Origin of the sequence: Paenibacillus sp. FSL M8-0212 (assembly GCF_038004645.1) — a bacterium.
Lineage (GTDB): Bacteria > Bacillota > Bacilli > Paenibacillales > Paenibacillaceae > Paenibacillus.
In genome coordinates, this window is sequence record NZ_JBBORP010000001.1 from 4,558,869 (window position 1) to 4,571,432 (window position 12,564).

Below are 12,564 nucleotides of genomic sequence, written 5' to 3' on the forward strand. Positions count from 1 at the left end.
GACGTATCTAAAAGTCCTCAGATCCGGCGTATTCCCATCTTGCTTCCACAACATGATCTTGTTGGAAACATATGCTGTCTGTCGCCGGATACATAACCTTCCGATTATTAACAAACAATGAATATAGGATTACACACATTGGCATTCAGCCGTAGCTTTGAACCATTTTCACATAGAGGAGGTCTTGTATCTTGCCAGCTCAATCTGCATCCGGAAGCGAAAAAAAAACGTCGTCCCTGTCCATGGATGAAAAGGAGTACAAAAAAGTCGCAAAAAAACATGAGCCGCCTCGTCCAATCCTGAAAAATTGCCTTAAAGCATTTCTGGTTGGGGGTACCGTCTGTTTGATTGGACAGGCCATTCAAGAGGCTTTTATGGCCGGTTTCGACATGACATCGAAGGAAGCTTCCAGTCCTACGGTGGCGGTCATGATTCTCATATCAGTTATTCTAACGTGTCTCGGCGTTTACGATAAAATGGCTCAATGGGCAGGAGCGGGCACTGCTGTGCCGGTTACCGGCTTTGCCAATTCCATGTGTTCTGCTGCACTGGAACATCGTGCTGAAGGACTGGTGCTCGGTGTAGGGGCCAACATGTTTAAACTTGCTGGTTCCGTTATCGTGTTTGGTGTCGTGGCAGCATTTGTCGTAGGGATCGTTTACGCCTTTTTGGGATTTGGAGGTGGGCACCTGTGAAACGATTGGGTCGCCAGACATGGCAGTTTGAGAATCGTCCTCGGATCATCGGTAAAGCCGCAGTTGTAGGACCAGAAGAAGGCGAGGGTCCACTGTCATCTGATTTCGATTATGTCTATGACAACCTCGAGATCGGCGAGAAAACGTGGGAAAAGGGAGAACGCAAACTGCTCGAACAGGCATCTCAGCTGGCTTTGGTAAATGCAAATATCACCAAGGAAGAGCTTCAATTTTTTGTTGGTGGTGATCTGATGAATCAGATTATCAGCAGTTCCTTTTCAGCACGAAAACTGGGTGTGCCTTACCTGGGTGTCTTTGGAGCCTGCTCCACATCCATGGAAACATTAGCTTTGGCCTCGATGATTATTGACTCGGGAGCTGGAGATTATGTCCTTGCAGGAACGGTGAGCCACAACTGTACGGTGGAAAAACAATTTCGGTATCCGACGGAGTATGGCTCCCAAAAGCCGCCTTATGCTCAATATACCGTCACAGGAGCAGGGTGTGGTGTGGTCTCCCTTACTGGTGATGGTCCCGTTGTTACCAAAGCCACCATTGGACGCATTATGGATTTGGGCATCAAAGATCCCTTTAATATGGGTTCAGCCATGGCGCCAGCAGCAGCCGACACTATAATCTCTCATTTCAGGGATACGGGATTGGAACCCGGCTATTATGATCTCATTGTGACTGGGGATCTGGCTTCCGTCGGTCTGCCAATTACGAAAGAGCTTTTGCAAAAAGAAGGCATTCCCATGGAACAGACGGTTTTTAATGACTGCGGCCTGATGATCTATGATCGGGAGAAACAGCCTTATGTTGTTGCCGGAGGAAGTGGCTGCGGATGTTCTGCCACCGTCACCTATGGTCACATTTTGAACCGCATGCAAAAGGGTGATCTTAAACGGGTGCTCGTCGTTGCTACCGGGGCGCTGTTATCTCCGATTTCGTACCAGCAGGGTGAGAGCATTCCCTGTATTGCTCATGCGGTAGCCATAGAAAAGGAGGGATAAAGGTAATGCAATTCTTGTGGGCATTTATTGTTGGCGGTTTGATCTGTGTTGTCGGACAGCTTCTAATGGATGGTGTCAAACTGACACCGGCACATACGATGAGCACACTTGTTGTAGCAGGTGCGCTTGCGGATGCATTTGGCCTGTACGACCCCTTGGTTAAGTTTGCAGGTGCGGGTGCTTCAATCCCCATCACAAGTTTCGGTAACTCCTTGGTGCACGGGGCATTGACGGAGCTGGAAAAAGAGGGATGGCTGGGTGTGATTACGGGGATTTTTGACCTGACTGCGGCGGGAATTTCGTCAGCGATCATCTTTTCTTTTCTCGCGGCATTGGTGGTTAGGCCAAAAGGCTAACATAGAATGGGAAATCTACTTGAACATATTGCGATTCAGCAGAGGCTTCGGATAACTTCTATCCGGGCCTTTTTTGTCGTATTCATGCGAGAACTGCGGTGAATCTGACGGGCTGGAAACAAATTGTGAGTTCCTTCGAGTGTACTCGTGACTCTGGATCATGTACAATAAAAGGAAATCTGTATGCTTTTTTAGGAGGTTAGACCACATGCCTGTGCGCAAAGAGTCGATCCAAATCATATCCGCAGTTCGTTCAAATCTGGAATCCTGCATTATGGGGAAATCCTTTGAAATTCAACTTTTACTTACAGCTTTGCTTGCAGGCGGGCACGTTCTGATTGAAGACGTACCGGGAACCGGCAAAACGCAGTTAATCAAGGCATTATCGAAATCCATGCGTGGTGAGTACCGGCGTATTCAATGTAATCCTGATATTTTACCTAGTGATATTACAGGCGTATCTGTGTTCCATCCGAAGGATGAACGTTTTTATTTCCGGCCAGGTCCTGTTATGACCAACATTTTGCTAGCTGATGAGATTAACCGGGCCACAACAAAAACCCAATCGGCTCTGCTCGAAGTTATGGAGGAGCGCAGCGTAACCGTTGATGGTGATACGTATGATCTGCCACATCCATTCATGCTCTGTGCAACTCAGAATCCGATTGATTTTGAAGGTACGTATACTTTGCCGGAAGCACAACTCGACCGGTTTATGTTGAAAATAAGTCTAGGTTATCCCGATAAGGAAATTGAGAAAATCCTATTGAAACAGCATCAGATGGGTCAGCCTGTAGATCGTCTTGAATCCGTGACTCATATGGATCAGATCTCTGCAATTCAACAGGAGATTAAAGAGGTCTTTATCGGTGATCCGGTTATGGACTATTTGCTGGATGTTGTTCGTCAAACCCGCTCCCACCCATCTGTATTGTTGGGTGCCAGCCCACGGGCAGCCATATCTTTCATGATGGCCGTAAAAGCCTTTGCTTTCCTGCAGGAACGTGATTATGTGCTTCCGGATGATGTGAAAACGATGGCCCCTTATGTGATCTCTCATCGTATTGTGCTTCGTCCCGAATCGAGACTGGACAGTATGAGTTCCGAGGCCGTTTTGAATGCCGTACTCCAGCAAGTACGCGTGCCCGTCTCCATGGGGCAATAGTTCATGAAGCCGCTTTTGAGAACAGTTAATAGAGGGTTACGCCACCCACGCGTATGGAGCATCGCAATGGTGTGGATGTGCTGTCTGGCTTATGTTTTGTTTCAGGGCGGGAAGACATCCCTTATGTTACTGTCGATGGTGACCCTCCTCTGTGTGTACCTTGCCATTGCTGGATTTAGCGGGGTAAGACGCGCTCAAGGAAATCGTAGGTTATCTTCTGGTCCAGACCACGAAGAATTGCTGCATGCGGGTGACCAGGTTCAAGTACAGCTGAGTCTGACGATTCCGGGATTCCTCCCGCTTCCCTATGTTGTTGTACGTGAAATGCTGCATCGGCATAACGGAGAATCGTGGTCGTTCAAGGAAAGTTTGATTCCCAATATGCGAGGTAATGGGGAGCTGTCATTCCAGACGCCACCACTTGAGCGGGGGAAGTATGTTTTTTCAGAAACGGAATGTGCCAGCGAGGACATATTTGGACTGATCGAACATCGAGGAAAGTTTAAGGCCAAAGGTGAGTTTCGCGTCCTGCCAAGAACGGTATTTATTCCATATTGGCAGCTCTACGACCGCAAATCACGGTTATCCGGTCCTCAGACGGCGTTAACCCGTTCACGGAGGGAGACCACTCAGATCAATGGTGTACGTGACTACGTATACGGAGATCGACTTTCCCGCATTCACTGGAATGCAACGGCAAAGACAGGGAACTGGAAGTCCAAGGAGTTTGAACATGAGTCTGTGCCCAAAACCATTCTGGTTCTGGATGCGCTGGCATCAAGTTACGAACATGGGGATGCATTTGAAATTGCCGTTTCCACGGCTGCCTCTCTGTTGGAGTATGGTGTCAGGGAACGAATGGGGATGGGGTTGTTGACATTGTCAGACCAGACCTCCTTCATGGCCCCCAGTGAAAGTCTGATGGAACGACAGAAGATGATGCATCATCTGGTGGATATTCAATATAACGGCCAGGATACCCATCTGTTGCCCGGCGTGGAAAGAATTGCACGTCAACTGCCTCAGGGAGCTTACTTTGTTGTGATTTCTCCCCAGAAGGATGAAAAAATAATGGAACTGTTGCGCTGGGCCGATACGCGGGGCATGACTCCATGTCATATTCTGATCGATACCAGTGAATCCCGCCGGAGTGCCGAGTGGAATGCCATGTTGCGTGGAAGAGGCACGAGGTCATTCACTGTTTCTCACTTGCAGGAGCTTCCAACGGTGATGGGGGGAGGTTCTGCATGAGTACAAAAGGAAATGAAAGTGTTGCAGGCAAACGATCCTGGTATCATGCAGCGTCATTGCTCTGGATTTTCCTCATTGGAATGCAGTGGATTTCATTTACGCAGGAATCGTGGTACACGGAGACCACTTCTCTGGTGTTATGGACACTTGCTGCGGTCAGTGTGCTGGAGGTCATTCTGCCCTTCAAAACGATATATCGCGCGATGATCAAGGCGGTCGTTGTTGGTTACATTTTGCATAAAACGCTGATCGATTATACGGTGTACATCCCTTATGGCTCTTTAACAGACAGAGCGGAGCAATTTATATTGCATATGACGCCGTACATCTGGTTCTCTTTGTGTGCATGGGTAATGCTTGAAGCTGCGCTTCGACTCGTGACCACAACACGTCGCATTCTTGTTTTTCTGGGAGTCAACATCATTTCGATGGGGATTCTCGATTCTTTCACCCAGATTCCACTCTGGATTGAAATCGCCTGGGTGATGTTTGCGGGGATGGGATGGCTCGTATGCCAGCATTTCCGTAACTATCAGCTACAGTATCCACAAGGTTGGAAACGAATCATCCGTTATCCTTATAAAGTCCTGGCCAATATTGCCATTATCTTTTCTTTGATTATTGTAGCCAGCGTTAATATGCCGGAGATTCCACCCACCTTGACGGACCCATATACGGCGTGGCGTAACTATACCGGAACTTCCACAAGTCAGGCTGGTAACGGAAACCTGGATATTCCCGCGGCTACCGAATCGGGATACAGCAGGGAAGACAATCAGCTTGGTGGAGGATTCAACTTCGACTATACCCCTGTTATGTCTGTCACCACCAATGAGCGCAGTTACTGGCGTGGTGAGACACGTGCAGAGTATACAGGTACAGGCTGGGATGACCCTGGACGGGGTGCGACAGAGAATGTTGAAGCCGGACAGCCTCTCGAGAACCAAGAATCCGGTAATGTGAATACCAAACAAGTGACTCAGAACGTAACGATGCTGAATGATAATGTCTATCCGATTCTCTTTGGTGCTTATTCAATCTCGGAAGTTAGCTCGATTAATGGTGAAGACAGAACGGATCGGATGTTGTGGAATGCCGAACAGGCTGAACTGCATGTGGTGACAGACCGTCAGCAACCACAGTATCCCAAGACATATACTATCGTATCGGAAGCCCCTGTGATTGTGGAAGATGAGCTTCGTACAAAGTCATTTGAAGATCTGTATAACAGTAATCCGGCAGATGATATGTACTTGCAGTTACCATCCCGTTTCCCTGACCGGGTGTCGAATCTGGCAGCCGAGATAACGGCATCTGCGAATACTCCGTATGAAAAAGTGGCATTACTGCAAAACTATTTACAAACTAATTTTGAATACACGAACAATCCGGATTTATCTCGAAAAGTAAGCGGCGACTTTGTGGAAGGTTTCCTGTTCGATATTATGGAAGGCTACTGTGATTACTTCTCGACTGCGCTGGTGATGATGGCGCGCTCGGAGGGCATTCCTGCAAGGTGGGTTAAAGGTTATGCGCCTGGACAACTGTCCCTGAATTCGGACATGCAGGCTCCACGTCAACCTGGCGCGGAGATTGAGACGACCTACACCGTTACGAATGCAGATGCACACTCTTGGGCAGAGGTTTATTTTGGTGAGTATGGATGGATTCCTGTTGAAGCAACGCCGGGCTTTGATATGCCGCTGCTGACGGAACAGCCTGATGTACAGCCTGTAGATGAGCCAGAAGAAGAGCCAGAAGAGGAGCCGGTACAAGAGGAAGAGCAGACCCCTGCACCTGAGCAGACATCGTCTGCCATCCCGACTTTTGTTATCTGGGCTGCAGGAGCCATTATAGTATTGTGGGTAGCCTATATGTTCTGGCGTAATCGTTTCTCCATGCGATTCTTCCTACTTCGTCTACGGACAGGTGGACCGCTCACCCCTGAACAGAAGGTAGTGGCAGAGACCGAGCGTTGGATTCAGTATGTGAAACGCAAAGGGTTGACCCGGAGCGGAGACGAGACACTTCGTGAATCGGTAGCCCGCTGGAGCCAGGCAAAACCTGCTGCAGAAGCGACATTGCATGAGCTTCTCACGAAGTTTGAACAGACTCGTTACAGTCCGGCGTCCGTAACTGCCGACGACTGGAAGGCCGTCTATCAGACTGCCTTGAAGCTGCGGAAGGAACTGAAAGCGGAACGGGCATAGTTGTTGCCCGTCCCGTTTTTCCTTTTTTCCTATGCCATCAGGCGCTGTATGCATTTTCAGGAAAGACGGATTTGTGATATAGTGTGTCGTATGAAACTGAGGTGACTTCTTTGTTTAAAATGTTAATGCCCAAGCTGCGTGTAGACACGGTTTTTGACATTAATCTGGAAGAGCTGTACGCTCAAGGCTACCGTGGAATTATAACTGATCTGGATAACACACTCGTTGGAGCCAAAGCCCCTGACGCTACGCCCGAACTGATTGAATGGTTTGCACGTGTGAAAGAGGCAGGTTTCAAGCTGATGATTGTGTCCAATAACAATTTGAATCGTGTATCCCTGTTTGCGACCCCGCTGGATATCCAGTTTGTGCATAGTGCACGCAAACCATCGAATGTACCGTTTCGTAGAGCAATGAAAATGATGGAGTTATCTCCTGAAAACACGATTGTAGTAGGCGATCAGATGCTTACGGACGTTTATGGAGGGAACCGAATGGGGTTATATACCGTTCTGGTACTGCCAATCTCCATTGGGGACGAAGGATTTATGACCCGCTTCAATCGACGCGTGGAACGGATTGCTCTAACGAGTTTACGCAGGAAAGGCTTATGGCTTGAGGAGGAAAAGAAGAAATGACAGAACCGCATAACGGCAATCTTGCCGTAAGGTGCAGCGGATGCGGCGTGCATCTGCAAACAGAAAATTCGGAATTACCAGGGTTTATCCCCGAGAAGGCATTGGATCGTGAACCGGTTATATGCCAGCGCTGTTTCCGCATCAAAAACTACAATGAGTCATCATCCGTTACGGTGGATCAGGACGAATTCCTGGCGCTGCTTAGCAAAATCGGGGATAAGGATGCACTTGTCATCCATATCGTTGATTTGTTTGACTTTGATGGCAGTATTATCTCCGGTCTGCAACGTTTTGTAGGCAACAATCCGGTATTGCTTGCTGTGAACAAAACGGACTTGCTTCCGAAAGTTACCAACTGGAACAAGGTTCGCAACTGGGTTCAGAGGCAAGCCAAAGAACAGGGTTTGCGTACCGTGGATGTAGTCTTGTGCAGTGCAAAGCAAAATCAGGGCTTCGACCGACTGCTTGAGCTTGTAGGAACGTATCGCGAAGATCGTGACGTGTACGTGGTTGGTGGTACCAATGTGGGTAAATCCACACTGATTAACCGTCTGATCCGTGATTACAGCGATCTGGAGCAGGAACTGACCACATCCCGTTATCCGGGAACAACGTTGGATATGGTGAACATTCCGCTGGATGATGGAAAATATATTATTGATACGCCTGGAATCGTGTATCCATGGCGTTTCAGCGAGATTGTTTCACGTAAGGATCTCGCTGCCATCATGCCGGAAAAACCGCTTAAACCGGCTGTGTATCAGCTGAATTCCGGTCAGACGCTGTTCTTTGGCGGCATGGCTCGATTTGACTTTGTGGAAGGTGATCGCCAGTCGTTCACTTGTTTTATTAGCACTGCGCTTGATATTCACCGGACGAAGCTGGAGCGTGCAGATGATCTGTACCGCGACCATCTGGGAGAATTGTTGTCTCCGCCAACCCGTGAGGATGCAGCAGAGATGGCTGAATGGACCAGACATGAATTCCGCATCAAACGCGGCAGTCAATCGGATGTATTCATCTCGGGTCTGGGCTGGATTAAGGTTAATGGCGATATTGGAGCGCTTGTTGCTGTTCATGCTCCAAAAGGCATTCGTGTACAGATCCGCCCATCCTTGATCTAGTAAATTCTCAGAATCTGTACATCAGATGGATCGGAGGCGGACCTATGTCTGAGCAGAAAAAATTCAACTCTTCACTTCCCGTGCTGCTTGGTGTTATGGGTGATCCGATTGCTCACTCCAAGTCTCCGGCAATGCACAATGCGGCTCTGCAGGCTGCAGAAGTGAATGGAATGTATATGCCACTGCATGTTCATCCGGATCAACTGGAGGCGGCAGTTCGGGGAATTGTGGCACTGGGCTATCGTGGTGTCAATGTCACCATCCCGCACAAAGAGCAGGTGATGCAGTATCTGGATGTGATCGATGAAAGTGCTCGCCTGATTGGTGCGGTGAATACCATCGTTAATGAAGGTGGAACACTGACAGGGTACAATACGGATGGTATTGGCTATGTCCGATCGCTGAAGGAAGAGGCTGTGCCTGAGCTTGCGGGTAAACGTATTGCTGTACTGGGAGCAGGTGGAGCAGCTAGAGGTGTCATATATGCACTTGCATTGGAGAAGCCTGAACGCATCCACATTCTGAACCGTACAGCGGACAGAGCTATTGCACTTGCTTCGGATTTACGAGGCCATGGCTTGGGAGAAATCTCGGGCAGTGGCATGGAAGACGCTGCAACGGTACTGGCTACGGCTGATATCGTGATTAACACAACGGCTGCCGGAATGCACCCACATGTTGATGACGTACCGGTTGATCCTGCACTGATCCGTGAAGGAGCAGCGGTGAGTGATCTGATCTACAATCCGCTGGAGACCCGTCTGCTTCGGGAGTCACGGATGCGCGGATGTACGGTTCACGGTGGTCTGGGTATGTTTGTATACCAGGGCGCAGTGGCCTTTGAATATTGGCTTGGCATCCCGGCTCCTGTGGAAACGATGAGACGTGCTGTACTAAACAGTTTTGAAGTGTGAAAATGATATTAAGAGTACATGCAGACGACGAGTGCAGAACCAATCTGAAGAAACGAAGTGGTCGCATTTATCACCGGATTTTCCCTTTGTGAAAAGGGATCAGAAAAATCTGGGGATAACAGCGATCGGAAGATGGTACTGCAATCGGAGTCACCTTGTGTACTCAGTGATCATTTTCACCATTGAAAAATAATAATTGAATGGTCAGGTCCGGACAGGTTTTGCGCTGTCGATCAGGGCCTGCTCAACATAAGGAGTATGGAGTATTCATGTTAAACGGTAAACAAAAGCGCTTTTTGCGGTCACAGGCACATCACCTGACCCCTGTATTTCAGATTGGTAAAGGTGGAACAAATGAGCACCTGTTCCGTCACATCGAGGATGCGATTGAGAAGCGCGAATTGATGAAAGTGCAAGTGTTGAACAACAATGACGAGGACAGAAAAGAGATGGCAGAAGAAGTTGCCCGTGAAACGGGAAGTGAGCTTGTACAACTCATCGGTAACACAATCATCCTGTACAAAGAATCTCGCGATAACAAACAAATCGAACTACCTAGATAAGGGAGCGTGACGCAGGTGAAGATCGGCATCATGGGTGGTACGTTTGATCCGATCCACATGGGACATCTCCTGGCAGCTGAAGCGGCAAGGGATTCACATGCACTGGATGAAATCTGGTTCATGCCTTCCCATGTTCCACCTCACAAACGCGGAGCCGGAGCTTCGGGACAGCAACGTCTCGACATGACGGAAGCGGCTGTGAAGGGTGTGCAGCAATATGAGGTGCTGGGTATCGAGATGGAATTGGGTGGAGTATCTTATACCATTGATACGATGAAGGAACTGTGGCGTCGCCATCCTGAACATGAATTTTATTTCATTATCGGGGCGGATATGGTGAACTATCTTCCCAAATGGGAGCAGATTGAAGAACTTGCCGAACGCTTAACCTTTATCGGAGTTGGTCGGCCGGGCTTCCAGTTACATCTGGATGATTTACCAGACGAGTTACAGGATCGGGTCTTGCTGGCCGAGATGCCCTTGGTCGATATTTCATCGACAGCTGTACGCAGACGTCTGGCCAAAGGACATTCGGTACGCTTCATGATTCCTGATGAGGTGCACCAATACATTGTAAGGAGCGGTTTATATGGCACTAAGCCGTGAGGAACTGATTCAAGCCGTATCCGGACAAATGCCGGAAAAACGCTGGAAGCATACACTGGGTGTAATGGAATCGGCAGTGATGTTGGCTGAAAAATATGGGGCTGATCCTGTGAAAGCAGATCTGGCAGCGATATTGCATGATGTGGCGAAGTACTGGCCCGTAGCGGAGATGGAAGCGGTCATCCGTGATAACGGATTAAACCAGGAACTTCTGCAACATGACAAGCAGCTCTGGCATTCCGAAGTCGGTGCTTTTGTAGCTGAGCGTGATTACGGTGTGGAAGATTCCGAAGTTATTAATGCCATCCGGTGGCATACCTCGGGTCGGGTAGGCATGAGCTTGCTGGACAAAGTGGTGTGTCTTGCCGATTACATTGAACCGGGCCGGGATTTCCCGGGAGTGGAACACATTCGCGAACAGGCAGAACGTAGTCTGGAGGAAGGTTTAATTGCCGGATTCGATTCGACGATCAGCTTGCTGATCTCGCAGCGCCGTGTCATTTATCCTTTGACTATGCTGTCGCGGAATGACTTAATTGCACAATTATAGAGGTTGTTCAAAAATTCCACTTTTGATTACGAAGGATGCCTAGCGGCATCATCAGCATCGAAGATGAAATTCAGCCGAAATGTCCGTTGCTCACGTAGTTTGCCTACGCTCCGCTACTCCATTTCTAGCTTTATTCCATCTTCTCGGTACTGAAAACTGATCTTTTTGAACACACAATTATAGATTATGGAGGTTGGTTCATGACAGTATCATCGAAAGAACTTATGAATATGGCGGTTGCTGCCGCTGACGACAAAAAGGCATCCAATATTGTAGCGTTGGATCTGATTAATGTTTCTCTGGTGGCAGATTATTTTGTTATTTGTCACGGGAATTCCGATACACAGGTACAAGCCATTGCCACTGAAATTCGCAAACAGGCTCATGCAGCCGGAGCGACGATCAAAGGTATCGAAGGTATGGATTCCGCACGTTGGGTATTGATGGACATGGGCGATGTTGTTGTTCATATCTTCCACCGTGACGAGCGTGAATACTACAACATTGAACGACTATGGTCTGATGCCAAAGTGGTGGAAACTGTATGAGTTTGATTGCTGGAACAGTCGTCTCTCTGCCGGTTTCACGTGAAGTGTCTCCGTTTGGCTTCTTTTTGACGACAGGATCGGAAGATGTACTGCTTCACTACACCGAGTTAACACGGGATATTAAGATTGGCGAGACGCTTGAGGTATTTGTATTCTTTGATACGGAAGATCGTCTGGCCGTAACGATGAAAAAGCCTTATCTCATGCTTGGCGAAATGGCACGACTGGTTGTGGCTGATGTTCACCCACGACTGGGCTGTTTCCTGGAAATGGGCCTTGGACGGCAATTGCTGCTTCCTATTCGTGAATTGCCTGAACTTGAAGAACTGCGTCCTCAAGTGGGGGATGAAGTCTTTGTAATCATGGAACATGACAAGCAGGGACGTCTGCGTGCCAAATTGGCCGGGGAACGTGAGCTTTCACCGTTGGCTTTCCATGCTCCAACTTCATGGTTAAACGAGTGGGTTGAAGCGACGGTATACAAGCCACTGCAGATGGGTACTTTTGTACTTGTAGAGGGCGGTGTGCTGGGCTTTGGCGCGATTGGTATGATTCATTCATCCGAACGTAGTCATATGTTGCGTCTTGGTGAGAAAGTGAAATGTCGGGTTACACTGGTACGTGAAGACGGACGTGTGAATCTGGCCATGACTCAACTCAAACAAGTTGGACGTAACGAAGATGCAGACAAGCTGCTCGCCTTTATGAAAGAGCGTCCTATGGGCGGCATGCCTTACTCGGATGCAACTCCGCCGGATATCATCAAGCAGCGCTTTGGCATCAGTAAGTCCGCTTTCAAGCGTGCCCTGGGCAAATTGATGAAGGACGGACTGGTGGTTCAAAAGGAAAGCTGGACGTATCTGTCCGAATCTGCTCCTGCGGATCAGAATGAAAATAAGTAATTTTCTTGATTGAATATTTCGTAATATGA

The 12,564-nt window shown here is 48.5% G+C and carries 14 protein-coding genes; all 14 read left to right on the top strand.

Annotation, left to right across the window (positions count from 1 at the left end; all coding sequences use genetic code 11):
- Positions 1–191: 191 nt before the first annotated feature.
- The 14 genes from spoVAC to MKX68_RS20085 all read left to right on the top strand — a co-directional run bounded on the left by spoVAC (position 192) and on the right by MKX68_RS20085 (position 12,535).
- A complete protein-coding gene (gene spoVAC / locus MKX68_RS20020; RefSeq protein ID WP_371327916.1) occupies positions 192–695 on the top strand; it encodes a stage V sporulation protein AC in 504 nt (167 codons plus the stop codon).
- Positions 692–1,708: a stage V sporulation protein AD gene (gene spoVAD, locus MKX68_RS20025; protein WP_338588028.1), complete on the top strand. Its 1,017-nt coding sequence runs from the start codon at positions 692–694 to the stop codon at positions 1,706–1,708. The genes spoVAC and spoVAD overlap by 4 nt, the downstream gene beginning before the upstream one ends.
- 5 nt (positions 1,709–1,713) lie before the next feature.
- Positions 1,714–2,064 carry a stage V sporulation protein AE gene (spoVAE, locus tag MKX68_RS20030; protein WP_062835568.1) on the top strand — a complete coding sequence of 117 codons (351 nt, stop codon included), beginning with the start codon at positions 1,714–1,716 and terminating at the stop codon, positions 2,062–2,064.
- 208 nt (positions 2,065–2,272) lie between these two features.
- Positions 2,273–3,229 (top strand): AAA family ATPase, encoded by a 957-nt coding sequence (locus tag MKX68_RS20035; RefSeq protein WP_338588027.1) that lies wholly within the window; start codon positions 2,273–2,275, stop codon positions 3,227–3,229.
- Positions 3,230–3,295: 66 nt separating this feature from the next.
- A complete protein-coding gene (locus tag MKX68_RS20040; protein ID WP_338595009.1) occupies positions 3,296–4,480 on the top strand; it encodes a DUF58 domain-containing protein in 1,185 nt (394 codons plus the stop codon).
- The gene (locus MKX68_RS20045) at positions 4,477–6,690 is read left to right on the top strand and encodes a DUF4129 domain-containing transglutaminase family protein (RefSeq protein ID WP_340913889.1); all 2,214 of its coding nucleotides are present in this window, start codon (positions 4,477–4,479) and stop codon (positions 6,688–6,690) included. Before MKX68_RS20040 ends, MKX68_RS20045 begins: the two co-directional genes overlap by 4 nt.
- Positions 6,691–6,800: 110 nt before the next feature.
- Positions 6,801–7,328 (top strand): YqeG family HAD IIIA-type phosphatase, encoded by a 528-nt coding sequence (locus MKX68_RS20050; RefSeq protein WP_036615148.1) that lies wholly within the window; start codon positions 6,801–6,803, stop codon positions 7,326–7,328.
- Complete coding sequence (gene yqeH / locus MKX68_RS20055; RefSeq protein ID WP_340913890.1) at positions 7,325–8,452, top strand: ribosome biogenesis GTPase YqeH; 1,128 nt, start codon at positions 7,325–7,327, stop codon at positions 8,450–8,452. Before MKX68_RS20050 ends, yqeH begins: the two co-directional genes overlap by 4 nt.
- A gap of 44 nt (positions 8,453–8,496) precedes the next feature.
- Positions 8,497–9,366 carry a shikimate dehydrogenase gene (gene aroE, locus MKX68_RS20060; protein WP_340913891.1) on the top strand — a complete coding sequence of 290 codons (870 nt, stop codon included), beginning with the start codon at positions 8,497–8,499 and terminating at the stop codon, positions 9,364–9,366.
- Positions 9,367–9,635: 269 nt separating this feature from the next.
- Positions 9,636–9,929 (top strand): ribosome assembly RNA-binding protein YhbY, encoded by a 294-nt coding sequence (gene yhbY / locus MKX68_RS20065; protein ID WP_017687186.1) that lies wholly within the window; start codon positions 9,636–9,638, stop codon positions 9,927–9,929.
- A gap of 15 nt (positions 9,930–9,944) precedes the next feature.
- The gene (locus tag MKX68_RS20070) at positions 9,945–10,535 is read left to right on the top strand and encodes a nicotinate-nucleotide adenylyltransferase (RefSeq protein WP_074095918.1); all 591 of its coding nucleotides are present in this window, start codon (positions 9,945–9,947) and stop codon (positions 10,533–10,535) included.
- Positions 10,519–11,085 (top strand): bis(5'-nucleosyl)-tetraphosphatase (symmetrical) YqeK, encoded by a 567-nt coding sequence (gene yqeK / locus MKX68_RS20075; protein WP_340913892.1) that lies wholly within the window; start codon positions 10,519–10,521, stop codon positions 11,083–11,085. The genes MKX68_RS20070 and yqeK overlap by 17 nt, the downstream gene beginning before the upstream one ends.
- A gap of 200 nt (positions 11,086–11,285) precedes the next feature.
- Positions 11,286–11,633 carry a ribosome silencing factor gene (gene rsfS, locus MKX68_RS20080; protein ID WP_036615136.1) on the top strand — a complete coding sequence of 116 codons (348 nt, stop codon included), beginning with the start codon at positions 11,286–11,288 and terminating at the stop codon, positions 11,631–11,633.
- Complete coding sequence (locus MKX68_RS20085; RefSeq protein WP_338588023.1) at positions 11,630–12,535, top strand: CvfB family protein; 906 nt, start codon at positions 11,630–11,632, stop codon at positions 12,533–12,535. Before rsfS ends, MKX68_RS20085 begins: the two co-directional genes overlap by 4 nt.
- The last annotated feature ends 29 nt before the right edge of the window (positions 12,536–12,564 follow it).